The sequence below is a fragment of the Corallococcus sp. CA053C genome (genome assembly GCF_003611675.1).
Lineage (GTDB): Bacteria > Myxococcota > Myxococcia > Myxococcales > Myxococcaceae > Corallococcus.
Genome location: NZ_RAWA01000185.1, coordinates 1 through 18,136 on the forward strand (window position 1 = coordinate 1; position 18,136 = coordinate 18,136).

Below are 18,136 nucleotides of genomic sequence, written 5' to 3' on the forward strand. Positions count from 1 at the left end.
GTCGAGGCGCCTCCCGAGCCCGCGAAGCCAGAACCCACGGCCTCCGTGACGGCGGAAGCGTCATCGCACGCGGTGCCCGTCGAGGCTGCGACGAACCTCCTGCAGGGGCCCGGTGACCTGGACCTGCGCGTGCACCTGACGACGGACATCCTGGTGGCGTTCGTGGAGTTCGGCGTGGCGGCGGACCTGGGCGTGGCGCCCATCGGCCCTGGCACGCTCGCGGTGGGGGCCGAGCTCAACCTGGGCCTCTGCGTCACCGCGTGCGGCCTCGTCGGCGCGCTGACGGGCTTCGACATCAGCGACCGCTACATCACGCCGCACGCCCGGCTCACGTACCACTTCCTGCCGCCCGCCATGCGCAAGCGTCCCACGGAGCTGGACCTGTATGGGCTGTTCCTCGCCGGCGTCACCCTGTCCACGCAGACCATCACCGGCACCGTCCAGGGCGTGTCGGTGGACTACCAGGGCACGGGTGCGGGCCTGTCGCTGGGCGTGGGGGCCGGCGCGAAGCTGTTCTTCAAGGAGCGCTTCTTCGTCGGAGGCGAGGCCCGCCTGCGCTACGCGCGAGGCACCTACGACTACGAGGAGGAGGTCGGCGGCTCCGTGTTCAGCGGCGTGGACGAGGACTGGAGCCAGTCCGGCCTCTCGCTGCTGGTGTTCGCGGGCCTCCGCCTCTGACGAGGGAAGGCCCGCGAAGGGCAGGGCGTCAGGCCAGCTTCACCCGCGCGACCTTCAACTTGCCCACCTGCACGGTGTACTCGCCGGCCCCCAGCTCCGCCTTGGGGTCGGTGACCTTCTCGCCGTTCACCCGGACGCCGCCCTGGGCCATCAGCTTGCGCGCCTCCGTGGCGGAGGCCACGAGCTTCGTCTCCGGCAGCAGCTTCGTCACCGGCAGCTTCTCCGCGCCCGCGAGCGACACCTCCACGAGCGGCAGCTCCTCCGTGGACAGCTCTTTCTTGGCGAAGCGCTTCTCGAAGTCCTCGGCCGCCTTGCGCCCGGCCTCCTCGCCCTGGAAGCGCGATGCAATCTCCTGCGCGAACGCGACCTTCGCCGCCTTCGGGTGGAGCGCGCCGGACTTCGTCTGCTCCTCCATCTCCAGGACCTTCTTGAGCGGCTGCGACGACAGCAGCTTGTAGTACCGCCACATCAGGTCGTCGGTGATGCTCATCAACTTGCCGAAGATGCTGTCCGCCGGCTCGTCGATGCCCACGTAGTTGTCCAGGCTCTTGGACATCTTGTCGCCGACGATGACGCCGTCGACGAGCTTCGCGTCCAGGCCCTCCAGGATGGGGCCCGTCATGATGACCTGCGGCTCCAGGCCCTCGTCCTTCATGAGCTGCCGGCCCACGCCCAGGTTGAAGAGCTGATCCGTCGCGCCCAGCTCCACGTCCGCCTTCAGCGCCACGGAGTCATGGCCCTGCAGCAGCGGGTAGAGGAACTCGTGCAGCGAGATGGAGCGGTTCTCCCGGTAGCGCGTCTTGAAGTCGTCGCGCTCCAGCATGCGCTGCACGGAGTAGCGCGAGGCCAGGCGAATCATCCCCTCGGTGCCCAGCGCGTCGAGCCACTCGGAGTTGAACTTCACCACCGTCTTGTCGGGATCCAACACCTTGAAGACCTGCTGCTTGTAGGTCTCCGAGTTGACCTTCACCTCGTCGCGGGTGAGGGCCGGGCGCGTCGTGTTCTTCCCGGTGGGGTCGCCGATGAGCGCCGTGAAGTCACCGATGAGGAACACCACCGTGTGGCCGAAGTCCTGGAAGCGCCGCATGCGCGTCAACAGGAGCGAGTGGCCCAGGTGCAGGTCCGGACGGCTGGGGTCGAAGCCCGCCTTGATGACGAGCGGCTTGCCCTTGTCGTACGAGCGCTGGAGCTTCTTCTTGAGGTCCTCCGGCACCTGCAAATCCACGGTGCCGCGAGTCACTTCTTCGTACTGCTCTTCGGGAGTCGCCTTGCGCAGTGCGTCCGGGTTCATGGCGCCGCGGACACTACCCGAAAGGCTCCGGGCAGGGCGGGACTTCGCATCCGCCCCGCCCAGGTGTTGTTCCCTGCCTGCCTTGCGTCAGGTGTCCAGGAAGTCCCAGTCGCGGTACAGGCCGCGCAGGGTCTGGCTCTCCGTGACGACCTGGTCCATGTCCACGTCGTCCACCGTGGTGGGCAGCGCCTGGACGATCTGGTCGTTGAAGGCCAGACCCACCCGGCGGCTGCGCGCGCTGGCGGCCTTGAGGGTGGCGTCGTAGTAGCCGCCCCCGCGCCCCAGCCGCTTGCCATCTCCACTGAAGCCCAGTCCCGGGACCACGAACAGGTCGATCTGGTCCACCGCGATCAGGTCCGAGGAGTTGCTGGGTTCCCGGACGCCAAGGCGCCCCGGCTCCAGTTCGCTCTCCGACTTGATGGCCCGGAAGGCCAGGATGCGCCCGTGCACATGGGACAGCGGATAGCAGACGATCTTCTCGTCCTGCAGGGCCGCGATGAGGATGTCCCGGGTGGGCACTTCACCCCGGATGGGGGCGTAGAGCGCTACCGTACGTGCCTTCTGATAGTAGGGAGATGCCAGGAATCGAGACTGAACCTTGAGGCCTCGCTCGTCGATGAGGTCATTGGTCATCGCCTTGCGGCGCGCCGTCAGTTCCTCACGAAGCGATACCTTCTTCTCCGCCGCCGCCGCCGTATCCACCGCCGTCTCGCTCACCGCCGCCGCTCCCCAAGAAAGAGTCCCCCGCCGAGCCGTGTGTCCAGCGTCCATTGAACCCTCAGAAGTCAGGTGGGGACCGAAATCATGTCACCGCAGGCTTCCCTCATCCCCGTGAGGGGGAGGGCTTGCACATGGCGACCGAAACGGACCCCGGAATGGACGTATCGGTTCGAATTTCTGCTGGGCATCACGAACCCCGCAGGGAACAGACCTTTTACCACAAAATCTTAAGACAAGTGCCTAGAATCACTGGGAAATCCCAGGGCGTTCTGGGAAAATGATAAGGACGGAGAAGCGTGCGGTCAAGCCGTCCTCGCGCGTTTACAACCGACCCGGTCGACTTCTATGATGCCGGGACCCCTGACATGTCGCCCCCGACCACAACATTGGCTCTCGCGGCGGTTGTCTGCCTCGCCTCCGGATTCGCGTGGGCGGGCCCGGCCGTCAACGGCCCTTTCAAAGGAGATGCCTTCGGTCCGGTGGAGTTGCGCACGGACGGAGACCATCTGGTCGGTACGGCGCCGGCCGGGGGGCCCTGCAATCTCTCGGGCGCCGAGCAGGTTCTGACGGGCGACTTCCAGGACAATGTCTTCGTGGGGACAGTCACGGTCTGCCAGTCCGGCGAGGCGTGCGAGCTGACGGGGACCTACCCGGTCCTGCTCGTCTACAACATCGAGGATCGGGTGTTCGCCGGGCGGGTGAAGCTGGAGCCGGGCTGCGGGTCGGACGCGCTGGGTGACAAGGGGTTGCTCGTGTTGCGGGCGGCGACCCCGGAGCCCACCCAGGGGGCCCCCGCGACGCCCCAGCCGGCCGAGCGTCAGGCCCAGGTCCCGGTGCAGATCGCGCCCCCGTCGTCGGGTTCGGCCGCGCAGGTGGCGGCGCAGCGGCGCGAAGCGGTGGACGTGCCGGCGGCGCTGAAGCTGGGGCACCAGGCCCTGGCGGCGAAGAACGCCCTGGGCGCGACGCAGCAGTTCCAGCTGGTGCTGGCCCAGGACAAGAACAACGCGTCGGCGCTGACGGGGATGGGCGTGGCGAGCTTCCTGCGCAACCAGCAGGGGGATGCCCTCCGATACCTGGAGTTGGCGCGCAACGTGGGCAACCTGCAGGCCCGGGCGGAGGCGTCCTTCTGGATGGCGTGCGTGCGGCTCGCGGAACGGCAGCCCAAGCCCGCCCAGGATGCGCTGCGGCGCGCGGTGAAGGAGGGCTGGTCGCCGCCGGAGGACAACGCGCTGGTGGACCGGGAGCTGCAGCGGCTGTCGGGTGAAGGCCCGCTGTTCGAGCAGCTGCTGAAGGAGGCGCGCGGTCGCAAGCGGGCCCAGGGCCGGGATCCGCAAGGAGCTGGAAGCGTCAGCCCGTGACCGCGCCGACCCCCATGTCGAAACCCGTCCGGGTCTTCGGCAACTACGAAATCCTGTCGTTGCTGGGCAAGGGCGGCATGGCCGAGGTGTACCGCGCGCGCGTGCGCTCCGGGCCCCACGAGGGCTGGACGGTGGCGCTCAAGCGGCTGTTGCCCGCGCTCACCCGCGACCCGGCGTCGGTGGACCTCTTCGCGCGCGAAGCGCACCTGTCGCGCCAGTTGGATCACCCCAACATCGTGAAGGTGCTGGACGCGGGCATGTTGGAGGACGTGTCCTTCCTGGTGATGGAGCTGGTGGACGGGCGCGACCTGGGCCACATCCTGCGGCGCTGCAAGGCGCGCGGGATTCCGCTGCCCGTCGACTTCGCGGTGTACCTGGCGAAGGTGCTGCTGGAGGCGCTCGCGTACGCGCACACCGCCACCGGACCGGACGGCGAGCCGCTGGGCATCGTCCACTGCGACGTGTCTCCGTCCAACCTGTTCATCTCCCGCGTGGGGGAGATCAAGCTGGGCGACTTCGGCGTGTCGCGCGTGCTGGTGGACGGCAAGCTCCAGGGCGGTGAGGTGCTGGGCAAGCCGTACTACCTGTCCCCGGAGTCGCTGCAGGGCGCGGTGACGCCGGAAGCGGACCTGTGGGCCGCGAGCGTCGTGCTCTACGAGCTGCTCACGCTGGGGCGTCCCTTCGTCGGCACCACGCCGGAGCAGGTCTTCGCGGGCATCCTGTCGCGCGACTACCGACTGTTGAGCGCGGTGCGTCCGGACGTCCCGGAGGCGCTGGACGCGGTGCTCGCGCGCGCGTTCGCGGAGAACCCCGAGGACCGCTTCACGTCCGCGGAGGAGTACGCGCGCGCCCTGGCCCCGCACTACGACGAGCGCGTGGGCACGCCCCTGGCCATCGCGGCGGTGGTGCGCGGCCTGTTCGGCACCACCGACGAGGTGCCGTCCGTGTCCGAGCCCCAGCCCGCGCGCAACGGCGCTGAGTAGCCGGGCGGACAGGGCCCCGGAGTGCGGCTCCGTCGCTGCGGCCCGCGCGGCCGATGATGACCTTTCCTCCCGCCAGACATCTGAGGGAGGACAGCGATGGCGACCGAGCGGAAGCAGCAGCAGGCCGAGCAGGACAAGCCCGCCCGTGAGGCGAGGGAGGACGAGGGGCGTCGTCCACCGAAGGCCGACGAGGCCAAGGAGGGCATGCCCGGCTACGGCCAGCCCGACAAGGAAGTGCGCGAGGAGCGGCTGCCCGACCAGAAGTGGTAGGCGGCGGGGACTTCAGCCGACGGACGACACGGCTTCCAGGGCGCGCACGCGGGGGACATGCGTGCACAGCGCCTCCACGACGCGCGCCACCTCGGCGTCGGTGGTGGATGCGCCCAGGCTGAAGCGCAGGCTGCCGCGGGCCTGCGCGGGTGACAGGCCCATGGCTCGCAGCACATGGGACGGCGACAGCGTTCCGGACGCGCAGGCCGCGCCCGACGACACGCAGATGCCCTCCAGGTCCAGGGCCATCAACAGCGCTTCGCCCTCGACGCCGTCGAAGCGCAGGTTGCTGGTGTTGGGCACGCGAGGGGCGCCCGCTCCGTTCACCGTCACGCCAGGGAGGCGCGTGAGCACCTGGTGCTCGAACCCGTCGCGCAGCGCGCTGAGCCGCGCGGCGGTGGCGGACTGCTCGGTCGTGGCCAGCTCCAGCGCGAGGGCCAGCGCTTCGGCGTAGGGCACGTTCTGCGTGCCTCCGCGGCGTCCGCCCTCTTGATGCCCGGGGGTGAGCGCGCGCACGTCCACGCCCTTGCGCACCACCAGCACGCCCACGCCCTGCGGCCCGCCGAACTTGTGCGCCGACAGCGAGAGCAGATCCGCGTCCGCCTCGCGCAGCGTGAGCGGCACCTTGCCTGCGGCCTGCACGGCGTCGGTGTGGAAGAGGATGCCGCGCTGGCGACAGGCCCGGGCCACCTCGGTCACCGGTTGCAGCACGCCCGTCTCGTTGTTCGCCCACATCAGCGAGCACAGCGCGGTGTCCGGCGTGAGCGCTTCCAGCACGGCCTCCAACGGCACGCGGCCATCAGGGGCAGGGGAGAGCCGCACCACCTGCGCGCCTTCGCGCTCCAGCTGCGTGAGGGCGCCGAGCAGCGCGGGGTGTTCCACCGTGGAGGCCACCACCCGGCGGCGCTCCTTCACGGGACGGGCCGCGTAGGCCCCCATCAGCGCGAGCGCATCCGCTTCGCTGCCCGACGCGGTGAAGCAGACCTCCTTGGGCTCACAGCCGAGGAGCCGCGCCACCTTCGCCCGCGCCGCGTCCAGCCGGCCGCGTGCCTCGCGCCCACCGCTGTGCACACTGGACGCGTTGCCGAAGCCGCCCTGCGTGAAGGCCCGCGCGAGCAGCGCGCCCACCTCCGCGCGCACCGGCGCGGCGGCGTTGTGGTCCCAGTAGATCACGTGTCCTGCGCGGACAGCAGCGACACCGGCCGCTCCTCGGCGACACCGAAGGCTTCGAGGAAGCGCGACACCAGGTCCCGCTTGAGCGCCTTGCGCTTGTTGGCGCTGCCGGACAGCGGCAGCCGCGCGCCCGCCATGCTGCCGTGGCCACCGGAGGATCCGCCCAGGTCCTCGCACAGCTCGCGGATGAGGCGGCCCGCGTTCATGCGCCGGTCCTTCACCCGCAGGCTGAGGAAGAGCTGGTTGCGGAAGCTCCCGTACGCCAGGGACCACTTCGTCCCCTCGAGGAACATCATCCGCTCGGCGACCTCCGCCACCATGTCCGGGGAGTAGACTTCCTCCAGGTCGGTGATGATGGCGGTGCCGTAGACCTTGGCCTTCTCGATGGCGGTGTGGAAGAGCTGGAAGTAGCGGGCGGGCACCTCCGGGTGCTCGATCTGCCCCAGCAGCGACTTGTCACAGCGCGGGAACAGCCACAGGTAGCTGTCCACGTCCGTCTGGGTCGTCTCGCGGCCCAGGTCCCGCGTGTCCGCCTTGATGCCGTAGAAGAGCGCGGTGGCGACCTCCACGGAGGGCTCCAGGCGCGCGGCCCGCAGGTACTCCACCAGCATCGTGGAGGTGGCGCCGAAGTCGCCGCCCACGTCCGCGAAGGGCGCGAGCAGGCTCTCCTCGCGCAGCGGGTGGTGATCCACCACGAGGTCGGCGCGCAGGCGCGCGGGCAGCGAGTGGTTGCGCACCGGCGGCTGCGTGTCCACGAGACCGAACAGGTCGTACTGCGAGAAGTCGATGGTGGAGACGTGCGACACCGGCAGCCGCAGCACCCGCACGAAGGCGATGTTCTCCGCCCGGCCGATGATGCCGCCGTAGCCCACGTGGGCCTCCACACCGGCCTTGCGCTCCAGCAGGTGGGCGAGCGAGACAGCCGCGGCGATGGAGTCCGGATCCGGGTTGTCGTGCGTGAGGATGAGCGCCCGGCGATGGCCCTTGGCCACGCGCAGCAGGCGGCCCAGCTTCTCATCGGCGGGCAGGTTCGCCAGGCGCGCTGGCGGAGGCTCCGTGAGCTCGCCACCGACGGGAAGCGGGGCGCGACGGCTCTGGAGTGAAGGGGTCACGGGCATGGGGGCTCTTCTTTTACTTCCTCCGGCACAGGGATTCGAGAAGTCGGATGTTCTCCCCATAACGTTCCGGAAAGGGTGTTTCCAATACCCCTATGGTGTCGACGAAGCGCGGATCCTTCATGAGGCAGCGGAAGGCCGTCAGGCCGATTGCTCCCTTGCCAGGTTCTTCGTGCCGGTCCACCCGACACCCCAGCGCCCGCTTCCGTGGACGCGTCATCACCGGCGGCGAAGAGGTGGCAGGTGTCCAGACAGACCGCGAGCCGTGCTTCATCCGTGACGTGCGAGAGGATGTCCTCCAGGCGCTCGCAGCGGGTGAGCTCCTCGGTGACGCACGCGAGCGACTTCTCCCGCGCCTCCGGTACTTCACCCGCCAGGTTCACCCGGTAGCTGCCGTGGGCGACGACGGGGAGGCCCGCGCGCCGTGGGACTCGGCGCGCTGGAAGGCCTGGCTCACGCCTCCGGCGATGGATTCGTGAGCCCCGATGCGCACGGACGACTACTCGACGGTCTTGTACTTGCGGCCCAGGTCGCGGAAGTACTTCACGCCGTTGTCGAGCGAGTTCTCCATCGCGTCCATCAGCACCGTGCGGAAGATGGCCACCGGTCCCCGGAAGGACTCGTAGTAGCGCTGCCGGTCGATGGAGTGGATGACGGCGGGCATGTAGCCGTTGCGCAGCAGGATGAGGTTGCTGCACATGCGCCCCACCTTCCCGCTGTGCTCGGTGAAGGGGAAGATCTGCAGGAACTCATGCTGCACCACCGCCGCCTGCTTGATGGGGTGGAACTCGCGGAACTCCGCGCTGGCGGTGTGGTCCACGAGCTTCTCCAGCCGGGCCTGGATCTTCGCCGGCTGGGTGATGTCGTGGAAGTAGGTCCGGTGCAGGGGCATGTCCTTGCGCAGCCCGGCTCGGTCGCGCTCCTTGGCCAGCTCCTTCTCCGTGCGCTCACGCCGCTCCATGCGCGCGCGTTCGGCGAGCGCCTCGGGCGTGTTGCCGAGGAAGAGGTCGTGCATCCGCTTGATGGTGGTGAGCGTCAGCGCGGACTGCTTCTTCGCGCCCACGGCCTCCTCACGGATGTAGTCCGCGACCGCCTTGTGGTTGCGGATCTCGAGTACGACCGGGATCATGGACGCTTCCGCGGCGGTGCGTGCCGGGAAGAGCGCGGCCATCAACTCCTGGTGCGTGTACACGACGCCTTCGAGCGCGGCGTCGTGGTAGATCCACGACATCTCGAATCGGTCGAGGAACTCGCGTGCGGGCTGCTTGTCCTTGTAGATGTCGAGGTACTCGCGCAGCTGCTCGTTCTTCTCGTCGATGTCTTGATAGCGTTCCTTCACGGACTGCGGCTCCTTCTCGCCCCGGCCCGCCCCGGGCGCTTTTTCTCAGAGGCTGCGCCAGGCGGGTACAACGGCACGCGGATTCTAGAAATTCCGCGAGGTTGGAACAATTAAAACCCGACTAGAGATTCACCAGGAACACTTCGCACGCCTGGTCGAGCAAATCCTTGGAGAGAGCAGGGGGGATCTGCCGGTACCTCGCCGCGTCCCGGATGAGTGACACCAGGTCCCGGGGGTGGCACGAGCGCATCTCCATGCTGCGCGGCTTGTAGTAGTGCTCCACGAGGTAGGTGATGGCCTGGTCCACGTAGGGAATGCCCGCCGCTTCGCACACCCGGCGGAAGATCTCCCGGTAGGACTCTTCATCCGGATTGCCTACTTCGATCTTGTACTTGATCCGGCGCAAGAAGGCTTCATCCACCAGCTCCTTGGGGTCCAGGTTGGTGGAGAAGACCAGGAGCTGATCAAACGGGATTTCGAACTTCTTGCCCGTGTGGAGGGTGAGGAAGTCCACCCGCTTCTCCAGCGGGACGATCCACCGGTTGAGCAGGTCCGTGGGGTGGACCTTCTGACGGCCGAAGTCGTCGATGAGGAGCATCCCGCCGTTGGCCTTCACCTGGAACGGCGCCTCGTAGAAGCGGGTGCTCTCCGAGTAGATGAGATCCAACGTCTCCAGCGTCAGCTCGCCGCCCACGACGACGGCGGGCCTGCGGCAGAGCAGCCACCGCTTGTCCATTTCGAAGGTCTGCCGGCGGCCGCCCGCGCCCGAGGAGCCGACCTCCAGGGACACCGGGGTGTGGATGATCCGGTCGTAGACCTTGATGATCTGGTTGTCGATTTCGAGGCAGTGGGGGACGTACACCTCGCCGCCGAACATGTGGGAGATGGCCTCGGCGAGGCTCGTCTTGCCGTTGCCCGGCGGGCCGTAGAGGAAGAGGGAGCGGCCGGAGTTCACCGCCGGGCCCAGCTTGTCCATCAGCTCCGCGGAGACGGTGAGGTGGCCCAGGGCCATCACCAGGTCCTCCTGGCTGACGACGGGCGTCTCCTCCGTCTGGCTGCTGATGAGCGCGTTGTACTGCTCGATGGGGACGGGGGCGGCGCCCACGTAGGTGGAGCGGGTGAGGGCGTCGCGGGCGTACTCGCGGCCCTTCTCCGTGAGGGCGAACTCCACGGACGCGCGGCCAAAGCCCTTGCCGCCCCGGAGGTCCACGAGCTTCTCCGTGGCGAGGAAGTCCACCACGTGCTCGACGACGCCGGACCACGGCAGGCACATGCTCTCCGCGATGGCCATGCCCGTGCCGGTGCCGGCGTAGTAGAGGAACTTGAGGCCCAGGTCGGCCAGCAGGCCAATCTTCAGCCCGGTGTCCTCCAGCGACTTCGGCTCCGGGGGAGCGATGTCGAGGACGGACGGGTTCTCCAACTTGAACGGATTGTCTTCGTACGCGTACCCGGCGGGAGGCATCGGGTACGGGTTCTACCCGATTCCCCCGTCCGCCGGGACGTCACGTCAGGCGAGTGTTCTCAAACGTAGGTCAGCCAGTCCGCATAGCGGTCGTCCTGGCCCCGGACGACCTTGAAGTACGTGTCCTGGACGAACCTGCCGATGGGGCCGGGCTTGCCCTCGCCCACCTGCCGGTTGTCGACCTCGCGCACGGGGGTGATCTCCGCGGCGGTGCCGGTGAAGAAGATCTCGTTGCAGATGTAGAGGGCGTCGCGGGTGAACGTCACCTCCTCCACCGTGCGGCCGCTGTCGCGCAAGAGCTTGAGCACGGTGTCGCGGGTGATGCCGTCGAGGATGGGCGAGGAGAGGGGCGGCGTCTTGATGATGCCCTTCTTGTTCACCATGAAGATGTTCTCGCCGGACGCCTCCGCGACGAAGCCGCTGATGTCCAGGAGGATGGCCTCGTCATAGCCGGCGAGCACCGCCTCGCGCTTGGCGAGGATGGAGTTGACGTACTGGCCGGTGATCTTCCCGCGCACCATGTTGACGTTCACGTGCATGCGCGTGAAGGAGCTGACCTTGGCGCGGATGCCCTCGCGGATGCCCTTGTCACCCAGGTACGCGCCCCAGTCCCAGGCCGTCACGGCGACGCGGGTGGGGTTCACCGCGCCCAGGCCCATGGCGCCATCGCCCATGAAGGCCACCGGGCGCAGGTAGGCGCCGTTGGCGAACAGGTGCTTCTGCTGGCGCAAGAGCTCCAGCGTCGCCTCCACCAGTTCGTCCTCGGTGTAGGGGATGTGCAGCATGATGATGTGCGCGGAGTCGAGCAGGCGCTGGATGTGCTCGCGCAGCCGGAAGACGGCGAGCCGGCCATCGTGGGTCTTGTAGGCGCGGATGCCCTCGAAGACGCCCAGGCCGTAGTGGAGGGCGTGCGTCATCACGTGCACGTTGCCTTCGTCCCACTTCACCAGCTTCCCATCGAGCCAGATGTGTTCGGCGCGCAGCACGGAGGATGAGGTCGAACTCATCGGGAAGTTCCTTCGTCGGGCAAGGGGTGGGACGACGTGAGGCCTTGTGACTCGGGGCCTTCTATCCAGGCCCACCGGGGAGGCAAAGCGCGAAACGCCGGGGCCCCGCGGAACGGTCCCTCGCCAGACGCTTGCGCGAGGCCCGTCCGGCCCGAGTCGCCCTGCGTCAGGCCTGGGCGATCTGCGGCAGGTTGGCGCGGGCCTTCTCGATGTCGCCCTCGTACTTGAGGACGAGGTTCAGCGTGGCGGCGACGACGTCCGCGGTGAGCGATTCGGCGTTGAGCAGCGCGAGGCTCTGGGCCCAGTCCAGCGTCTCGCTGATGGACGGGGCCTTCTTGAGGTCGAGCGCGCGGATGGCGGCCACGGCCTCCACCACCTGCTCGGCCAGCACCTGGGAGACCTCCGGCAGGCGCGAGCGGACGATGCGCAGCTCGCGCTCGCGGTCCGGGAAGTCGATGTGCAGGTGCAGGCAGCGGCGCTTGAGCGCGTCGGACAGCTCGCGGGCGTTGTTGCTGGTGAGGATGACGCGCGGGATGTGCTTCGCCTTGATGGTGCCCAGCTCCGGCACCGTGACAGCGTTGTCAGAGAGCACTTCCAGCAGGAAGGCCTCGAACTCCGGATCCGCCTTGTCGATCTCGTCCACCAGCAGCAGCGACGGCTTGTCCGACAGCTGGGCCTGGAGGATGGGGCGGGGCAGGAGGAAGCGCTCGGAGAAGAACACCGCGTCGCCGGATGCCAGCCGGTCCGCGGCCTCCGCCAGCGTCTTGGTGCCCTGGGTCATCTCCCCGATCTTGTCCTTGAGGAGCTGGGTGTAGAGCAGCTGCTTGGCGTACTCCCACTCGTAGAGGGCCTTGGCCTCGTCCAGGCCCTCGTAGCACTGGAGGCGGATGAAGCCCCGGTCCAGCGCCAGCGACAGGGCGCGCGCCAGCTCCGTCTTGCCCACGCCGGCGGGGCCCTCCACCAGGATGGGCTTGTTCATCCGGTCCGCCAGGAACACCGCGGTGGCAATCTCCGGCGAGGACAGGTAGCCCACCTCCTCCAGACGACGCGCCGCGTCCTCCACGCTGGTGAACGTGCGAATCGCGGGCGTCAGGTCAGGAGGGCTCACACCCGTCAACTTAACCGACGGTCTCCTGACGACTGCGGCAAAAATGCCAGGGTTGTGGGGACGCCGGCCGCACCCTTGAGCCCCTGTGGAGCTGCAACCCCGCGAAATCAGAGTGCGTAAATATTTTCGCACCCTGGGCATGCACCGTGCATCTCAGTGCCGCAAGTCAGGACACGAACGAGGTCGCGGGTCATGTGGGCGTTGTTGAAGATGGCGATGGCGGTGGTGGTGGTGGTGATGCCGGGAGGGTTCCCCCTGGTGCTGGCCTACATCGCGACGCGGACGCTGCTGGAGCGCTGGCGCGTGGCCCAGGCGCAGGCCCGGGAAGAAGGCCGTCCGGTGTCGGTGCGGGACGTGGTGGGCTCGCTGCACTTCCGTGACCTCCTCCGCGAGGCCCGGGCCGTGACAGCGCTTTGAGCAGGGCCGTCGCCGGGCGCTGAGCCGGGCTTGAGCGGATGAACGAAGGGCCCGGCACTCCTCGGGGAGTGCGCGGGCCCTCGTCATTTCCAGACCGCGGGGAGGCTACTTGTCGAGTTCGTCGACGAGCGCCGTCCAGTCGTCCTCGCCCTCGGGGGCGGTGGGCAGCTGCATCATCACGGTGCGCTCCGGGGCGTCCTCGTCATCGCCCAGGGCCGGTACGGGCGCCGGGGTCGCGGCGGCCTTCTTACCGGCGGGCTTGGCGGCGGCCTTGGCCGGGGGCTTAGCGGCGGCCGGGATGACCGGGTTCGCCTGGGCCGTCACGGCCAGGTGTTCGTCCTGCGCCGCGGGCTTCGCGGCGGGAGCGGCGGCGGCCGGGGCAGGGGACTTGCTCTTGTAGCGGGCCAGCTCCAGCTCGGCGACCTTGAGCGCCTTGCTCTTCTCCTGCACGGACGTCTGGAGGCGGGCGACTTCCTGGGCCTTGATGGCCTCGCGGCGCTCCAGCTCCGCCTTCTGCTTGGCGTTGAGGTCTTCCAGCTCCTTGAGCTGCCGCGCCTCCAGGTCCTTGCGCTCCTTCTGCGCGGTGGCGAGCTTGGCGGCGGACTCGTTGGCCTTGGCCTCGGCGGCGGTGACGCGGGCGGTGAGTTCCTTCTCCGCGCGGCTCCGGGCGCTCTGGGCGTTCTCCAGCGCGAGCTCCAGGTCCTGGGCCTTCTTGGTGCGGGCCTGGAGCTGGGCCTGGGCGTCCTTGAGCTTCGCGTCCGTGTCGGCCGCGAACTTCTGGGCCTCCTGGGCGAGCTGCGCGATGCGCTGGTCCGCCTTCGCCAGCTTCGCGGCCAGGTCGTCGGCCTGCTTCTTCGCCTCGGCGGCGGCGGCGGCGGCCTGCTGGGCCTGTTGTTGCGCCTGGACCTGAGCCTGCTGGAGCTGTCCGGCCAGTCCGTCGCGCTCGCTGGCGAGCTTCTTCTGGGACTGGCTGGCCTGCTGGAGCTGGCCGTCGCGGTCGGCGATGGCCTTGCGCGCTCCGTCCAGGTCGTTGGAGACGGCGTTGAGCTGCTGGCCCAGCGCGTCCGCCTGCTTCTTCGCCTCGGCGGCCTGGGTCTGCAGCTGGCCCTCGAGCGCCTTGACCTGGTCGGTGCGGGTGGCGACCTCGCGGTTGAGCACCTCCGCCTGACGCATCTTCTCCTGCGTCACGTGGGTGAGCTTGCGCAGGGTGTCCGAGAGCTCCTTGCCCTTGGTGTCCACCTCGTTCTGCAGCAGCTCCTCGCGACGCTGGGACTCGTGCGTGAGCGTCTGGAAGCGGTCTTCCAGGTCGTGCCGCGCGTCCTCCGTCTGCGCGAGCTTGGAGGACAGTTGCGTGACTTCCGCCACGCGCGCGCCCAGCTCGTGCTTGGTGACGATGAGCTGTTCGGCCAGCTCTTCACCATTCGCCTGCGCATCGGCCAGCTGGCGGTTCAGCTCCGCCTGGGCGGAGGCCGCCTGCTGGCGGGACTGGGCGTGGGCCTGCTCCTCGCGGGCCAGCGCGTTCTGCGTGTCCGCGAGCTGGCCCTGGGTGGCGGCGAGCTGCTGCGACGTGGTGTTGAGCTCCGCGAACAGCCCGTCGCGCTCCTGGGTGAGGCCGGCGATCTGCGCGGTCGTCTCCTCCGCGAGCCTCGCGTGCGCGCCGCGCTCGGCGTCGTAGAGGCCCTGCGTCTCGGACAGGTCCGCGCGCAGCTGGCCAATCTGGCCGGTGAGGTCCTGCTCCAGCGCGTCCTTCGCTTCACCGAGCGCCTGCAGCTCCGCGATGCGCGTGTCGCGCTCCTGCGTGGTGCGCGCGAGGAGGGCGTTGGTATCCTGGAGGATGTCGCGCGTTTCGTTCAGCTCCGCGTCCAGCTCGTCGCGGTGCGTGGTCGTCTTCAGCAGCTCCGCGCGCGTCGACTCCAGCGTGTCCTGGGTCTGCGTGAGCGTCTGGCTGGTGGCCTCCAGCTCGCCGCGCGTCTCCGCGAGCGTGCCCTCCGTGCTGGAGAGCGTCGCCTGCGTGTCGGCGAGGGTGGCCTCCGTGCGCGCCAGCGTGCCCTGCGTGTCCGCGAGGGTCGCCTCGGTGCGCGAGAGCGTCTGGCTCGTCGCTTCCAGCTCGCCCTGGGTGGAGGCGAGCGTCTCCTCCGTCTGCGCGAGCCGCGTCTGCGTGTCGGAGAGGGTCTGGCTGGTGGCTTCCAGCTCGCCGCGCGTCTCCGCGAGCGTGCCTTCCGTGCTGGCCAGCGTGCCCTGCGTGTCCGCGAGGGTCTGGCTCGTCGCCTCCAGCTCGCCGCGCGTGGTGGAGAGCGTCTCCTCCGTCTGCGCGAGCCGGGACTGCGTGTCCGTCAGGGTCTGGCTGGTCGCCTCCAGCTCACCGCGCGTCTCCGCCAGCGTGCCTTCGGTGCTGGAGAGCGTGGCCTGCGTGTCCGCGAGGGTGGCTTCGGTGCTCGCCAGCGTGCCCTGCGTGTCCGCGAGGGTGGCTTCGGTGCTCGCCAGCGTCTGGCTGGTGGCCTCCAGCTCGCCGCGCGTGGAGGAGAGGGTCTCCTCGGTCTGCGTCAGGCGCGTCTGCGTCTCGGAGAGCTGCTGGCTCGTGGCCTCCAGCTCACCGCGCGTCTCCGCGAGCGTGCCCTCCGTGGTGGAGAGCGTCGTCTGCGTCTCGGAGAGCTGCTGGCTCGTCGCCTCCAGCTCGCCGCGCGTCTCCGCGAGGGTGGCCTCCGTGCTGGAGAGGGTGCCCTGCGTCTCCGCGAGCTGCTGGCTCGTGGCCTCCAGGTTCCCGGTCAGCTCGGAGATGCGCGAGTCGCGCTCGGCCACGTCCGACTGCAGGCCTTCGATGGTGGTGTCGCGCTGGGCGACGGTGTCCTCCAGTGAGGCCACGCGTGCGGAGAGCTGTTCGCCCTGGCGCTGGGCGGTGTCGAGCTGCTCGCTGAGCGCTTGAATCTGGCCGGTGAGGTCCGCCTCCAGGGCGTCCTTCGCGGCGCGCAGGTCCTCGAGCTGGCTGGTGAGGTCCTGCTCCAGCGCGTCCTTGGCCTGCTGGAGCGCCTGGAGCTCCGCGGACAGCTCCGTCTCGCGGTCCTCCAGGTGCGTCTTGACGGCCTCGACCTCGCCCTCCAGCTCACCGATGCGCTCGCGGTGCTGCTGGATGGTGGCGTTGAGCTCCGCCTCGCTGTTCTCGTTGCGGGCGATGGTCTCCTGCAGCTCGCGGTCGAGCGTCAGGAGCTTCGCGTCGCGCTCCTCCACGCGCTGCGTGAGGTCCGCTTCCTGTTCGTCCTTGTCCAGCTTGAGCTGGTCGCGCTCGCCAGTGACGCGCGCGATGTCCGACTCCAGGTCCGCCACCTGCTGCGTGAGGCGCTGCTCCAGCGCGGCACGCTCGGCGTTGAGGCGTTCGATTTCGGCGTCGGAGCGGCTGGCGTGCTCTTCGGCGGTGGTGGCCCGGGCCTCCAGGGCGCGCACGGTGGCGTCGCGCTCCTGCTCCGTCTGGGACAGGCGCTCCTGGAGGGCCTGGAGCTCGCCGTCCAGCTCGGCGTAGCGCTGGTCGCGCTCGCTGACGGTGCGGCCCAGCTCGGACTCGAACTGGTCGCCGCGCTCGCGCAGCTGGAGGATCTCCGCCTCGTTGGCGCGGACGGTGTCCTGGAGCTTCTGCTCCTTGACCTCGAACTCCAGCGTGACGACGCCGAGGTGCTTCTCCAGCTTGTCGTACTCGTTGCGGGAGTTCTCCAGGTCCGTGCCGCGCCGGGCCAGCTCCTCGTCGCGGAGGTTGACCTCCTTGCGCAGGACGTTGATGTCCTTTTCCTTGGAGGCGACGACCTCGATGAGGTCCTTCTCCGAGGAGAACTTCTGCAGGAGCAGGTCGTCGACGGTGGCGCCGTGCTCGCGCTCCTTCTGGACGATGGACTGCTGGGCGTCGTTGAAGCGCCGCAGCAGGTCATCCACCTGCATCTTCAGGCCCTGCAGCTCCACGTCCTTCTCGTGGAGCCGGTCCTCGACGGACAGCAGCTCCCGCTCACGGACGCTCCAGATCTCCGACAGGCGCGCGAGCTGCGCTTCGCGTGTCTTCAGCTCGTCCCGGAGGATCTGGATCTTCCCCTCGGGCGTGCCCATCAGCTCGCGGCGCGGGGGTGGGCGCTTCAGCTGACGCGACTCCGCCAGCAGCTCCGCCTTCCGGTCCGCGATGGACGAGAAGGCCCGGTCCATGAAGGTCTTGTCCTCGTCCGTCATCGCGCTGCGGCGCTCGCGCTTGGGCAGCTTGGGCGGAGCGCCGGTGCGGACACCGGGCATGGGCGGCGGGGCTTCACGCGGTGCGCCAGAGAGGGCGGCGTCCAGGTCCGCGTCCGTCTCGTCGGTGCCGGGCGGGACGATGCCCGCGCTCATCGAGGCGAGCTCCCCCATCTCGAAGGGGATGACGAGGTAGCCGTCTGCGGCGGCCGGCGTCTCACGGTGTTTGTTCAGACCCTCCACGCCCGAGTCGGAGGAGAGCAGCAGGACCTTGAGGTTCTGACCCCACTTGCCCTTCTTGATCTGACCACAGAGGGCGAAGCCGGACTGGTCCGGCAGCTCCGCGCGGACGACGACCAGGTCCGGTCGGCGTTTCTCCAGCTCCCGCTGCGCATCGGACGCAGTGGTAGCCATGGCCGTGTTGTAGCCCGCGCTCTTGAGCACGGAGGCCATGCTGAGTGCGAAGTCGTTCTGGCTTTCGACGATGAGGACGCGACGCTCCATGAAGCCCTTCACCCAGCAAAAAGTGCAGTGAAAACCGCCACATCCTATCGGGCGGGCGCGAGGCTTGGAAAGTTTCCGAGCGGCGCTCGGTCGCCTGCCTCACGTGTTCTTGTTGCGAACCGCTCCCTGGCCGACAGGGGACGCCGGCCCGGGGGGCTCGGCGGTCTCCGGCTCCCTCCCGGGGAAGTTGGTGGGAGGGGTGTGCCGGGCGAACCGGGCACCTTCCGGGGGACAATACCCGTGCGCGAGCTGCGCGAACCACGGGTTGAGGGTGGAGCCCGGCGGCGCTGGCGGGGGGCCTTCGTCCTCGGGGTCCTCCACCGGTTCGACGTCCGAGGCCTCCACGGCGAGCGCGTCGGCGTCGTGGACCTCGTCGCTGCTGATCTCCTCCGCGTCCTCCACGAGCGCCGCGCTGGCGTTGGACGGGGTGTTGCCGGCGTCGTCATCCAGGGACTGGGCTTCGTCGGCGGCGATCTCCTCGGGCTCGTCGTCCGTGGGGGCGGGCGTGGAC

The 18,136-nt window shown here is 69.1% G+C and carries 14 protein-coding genes, 1 other RNA gene and 1 pseudogene; 5 read left to right on the forward strand and 11 right to left on the reverse strand.

Features of this window, described 5'->3' with window-relative positions; translation table 11 throughout:
* On the forward strand, nucleotides 1-678 hold a 678-nt coding region (locus D7V97_RS44775; protein ID WP_158623438.1), incomplete at its 5' end, for a hypothetical protein.
* Nucleotides 679-706: 28 nt separating this feature from the next.
* Here D7V97_RS44775 and tyrS read toward each other — a convergent pair.
* From tyrS to ssrS, 3 genes are all read right to left on the reverse strand, one after another.
* The gene (tyrS, locus tag D7V97_RS23300) at nucleotides 707-1,969 is read right to left on the reverse strand and encodes a tyrosine--tRNA ligase (RefSeq protein ID WP_120612861.1); all 1,263 of its coding nucleotides are present in this window, start codon (nucleotides 1,967-1,969) and stop codon (nucleotides 707-709) included.
* Nucleotides 1,970-2,056: 87 nt separating this feature from the next.
* Entirely contained in the window at nucleotides 2,057-2,686 is a 630-nt protein-coding gene (locus D7V97_RS23305; RefSeq protein ID WP_120612862.1) for a 5-formyltetrahydrofolate cyclo-ligase, read from the reverse strand.
* A 20-nt stretch (nucleotides 2,687-2,706) separates the two neighbouring features.
* A non-coding RNA gene (ssrS, locus tag D7V97_RS23310) (6S RNA) lies at nucleotides 2,707-2,897 on the reverse strand.
* A gap of 385 nt (nucleotides 2,898-3,282) precedes the next feature.
* On the opposite strand from ssrS, the gene D7V97_RS23315 reads away from it, so the two are divergent.
* The 3 genes from D7V97_RS23315 to D7V97_RS45405 all read left to right on the forward strand — a co-directional run bounded on the left by D7V97_RS23315 (nucleotide 3,283) and on the right by D7V97_RS45405 (nucleotide 5,300).
* Nucleotides 3,283-4,047 (forward strand): hypothetical protein, encoded by a 765-nt coding sequence (locus D7V97_RS23315; RefSeq protein ID WP_147444941.1) that lies wholly within the window; start codon nucleotides 3,283-3,285, stop codon nucleotides 4,045-4,047.
* A gap of 14 nt (nucleotides 4,048-4,061) precedes the next feature.
* Nucleotides 4,062-5,030, forward strand: coding sequence for a serine/threonine-protein kinase (locus tag D7V97_RS23320; RefSeq protein ID WP_120612864.1), 969 nt, complete (start codon nucleotides 4,062-4,064; stop codon nucleotides 5,028-5,030).
* 96 nt (nucleotides 5,031-5,126) lie between these two features.
* The gene (locus D7V97_RS45405; protein WP_199728908.1) at nucleotides 5,127-5,300 is read left to right on the forward strand and encodes a hypothetical protein; all 174 of its coding nucleotides are present in this window, start codon (nucleotides 5,127-5,129) and stop codon (nucleotides 5,298-5,300) included.
* A gap of 12 nt (nucleotides 5,301-5,312) precedes the next feature.
* Here the strand turns inward: D7V97_RS45405 and D7V97_RS23325 are convergent, their stop codons facing one another.
* From D7V97_RS23325 to D7V97_RS23355, 6 genes are all read right to left on the reverse strand, one after another.
* Entirely contained in the window at nucleotides 5,313-6,473 is a 1,161-nt protein-coding gene (locus D7V97_RS23325) for a cysteine desulfurase family protein (protein ID WP_120612865.1), read from the reverse strand.
* Nucleotides 6,470-7,591, reverse strand: a complete 1,122-nt coding sequence (locus tag D7V97_RS23330; RefSeq protein WP_120612866.1) for a bifunctional oligoribonuclease/PAP phosphatase NrnA — start codon at nucleotides 7,589-7,591, stop codon at nucleotides 6,470-6,472. The genes D7V97_RS23325 and D7V97_RS23330 overlap by 4 nt, the downstream gene beginning before the upstream one ends.
* A gap of 496 nt (nucleotides 7,592-8,087) precedes the next feature.
* A complete protein-coding gene (locus D7V97_RS23340; RefSeq protein ID WP_120612867.1) occupies nucleotides 8,088-8,927 on the reverse strand; it encodes a Fic family protein in 840 nt (279 codons plus the stop codon).
* A 121-nt stretch (nucleotides 8,928-9,048) separates the two neighbouring features.
* The gene (locus D7V97_RS23345) at nucleotides 9,049-10,389 is read right to left on the reverse strand and encodes an AAA family ATPase (protein WP_120612868.1); all 1,341 of its coding nucleotides are present in this window, start codon (nucleotides 10,387-10,389) and stop codon (nucleotides 9,049-9,051) included.
* 59 nt (nucleotides 10,390-10,448) lie between these two features.
* Nucleotides 10,449-11,396, reverse strand: a complete 948-nt coding sequence (locus tag D7V97_RS23350; protein WP_120612869.1) for a branched-chain amino acid transaminase — start codon at nucleotides 11,394-11,396, stop codon at nucleotides 10,449-10,451.
* Nucleotides 11,397-11,562: 166 nt separating this feature from the next.
* On the reverse strand, nucleotides 11,563-12,504 hold the full coding sequence (locus D7V97_RS23355) for a MoxR family ATPase (RefSeq protein ID WP_233583128.1): 942 nt from the start codon (nucleotides 12,502-12,504) through the stop codon (nucleotides 11,563-11,565).
* A gap of 192 nt (nucleotides 12,505-12,696) precedes the next feature.
* Here D7V97_RS23355 and D7V97_RS23360 point away from each other — a divergent pair, with 192 nt between their 5' ends.
* Nucleotides 12,697-12,921, forward strand: coding sequence for a hypothetical protein (locus D7V97_RS23360; protein WP_120612871.1), 225 nt, complete (start codon nucleotides 12,697-12,699; stop codon nucleotides 12,919-12,921).
* A 105-nt stretch (nucleotides 12,922-13,026) separates the two neighbouring features.
* On the opposite strand, the gene D7V97_RS23365 is transcribed toward D7V97_RS23360, so the two are convergent.
* Both D7V97_RS23365 and D7V97_RS23370 read right to left on the reverse strand, forming a co-directional pair.
* On the reverse strand, nucleotides 13,027-17,625 hold the full coding sequence (locus D7V97_RS23365; RefSeq protein ID WP_120612872.1) for a response regulator: 4,599 nt from the start codon (nucleotides 17,623-17,625) through the stop codon (nucleotides 13,027-13,029).
* A 99-nt stretch (nucleotides 17,626-17,724) separates the two neighbouring features.
* Nucleotides 17,725-18,136: pseudogene (locus D7V97_RS23370) on the reverse strand (glycosyl transferase family 1); the annotation flags it as partial.

Bases quoted from the DNA above. Each gene is read 5' to 3' on its own strand.
- tyrS (WP_120612861.1), bottom strand. From the start codon at position 1,969: ATGAACCCGGACGCACTGCGCAAGGCGACTCCCGAAGAGCAGTACGAA.
- D7V97_RS23320 (WP_120612864.1), top strand. From the start codon at position 4,062: ATGTCGAAACCCGTCCGGGTCTTCGGCAACTACGAAATCCTGTCGTTG.
- D7V97_RS45405 (WP_199728908.1), top strand. From the start codon at position 5,127: ATGGCGACCGAGCGGAAGCAGCAGCAGGCCGAGCAGGACAAGCCCGCC.
- D7V97_RS23330 (WP_120612866.1), bottom strand. From the start codon at position 7,591: ATGCCCGTGACCCCTTCACTCCAGAGCCGTCGCGCCCCGCTTCCCGTC.
- D7V97_RS23345 (WP_120612868.1), bottom strand. From the start codon at position 10,389: ATGCCTCCCGCCGGGTACGCGTACGAAGACAATCCGTTCAAGTTGGAG.
- D7V97_RS23350 (WP_120612869.1), bottom strand. From the start codon at position 11,396: ATGAGTTCGACCTCATCCTCCGTGCTGCGCGCCGAACACATCTGGCTC.
- D7V97_RS23360 (WP_120612871.1), top strand. From the start codon at position 12,697: ATGTGGGCGTTGTTGAAGATGGCGATGGCGGTGGTGGTGGTGGTGATG.
- D7V97_RS23365 (WP_120612872.1), bottom strand. From the start codon at position 17,625: ATGGAGCGTCGCGTCCTCATCGTCGAAAGCCAGAACGACTTCGCACTC.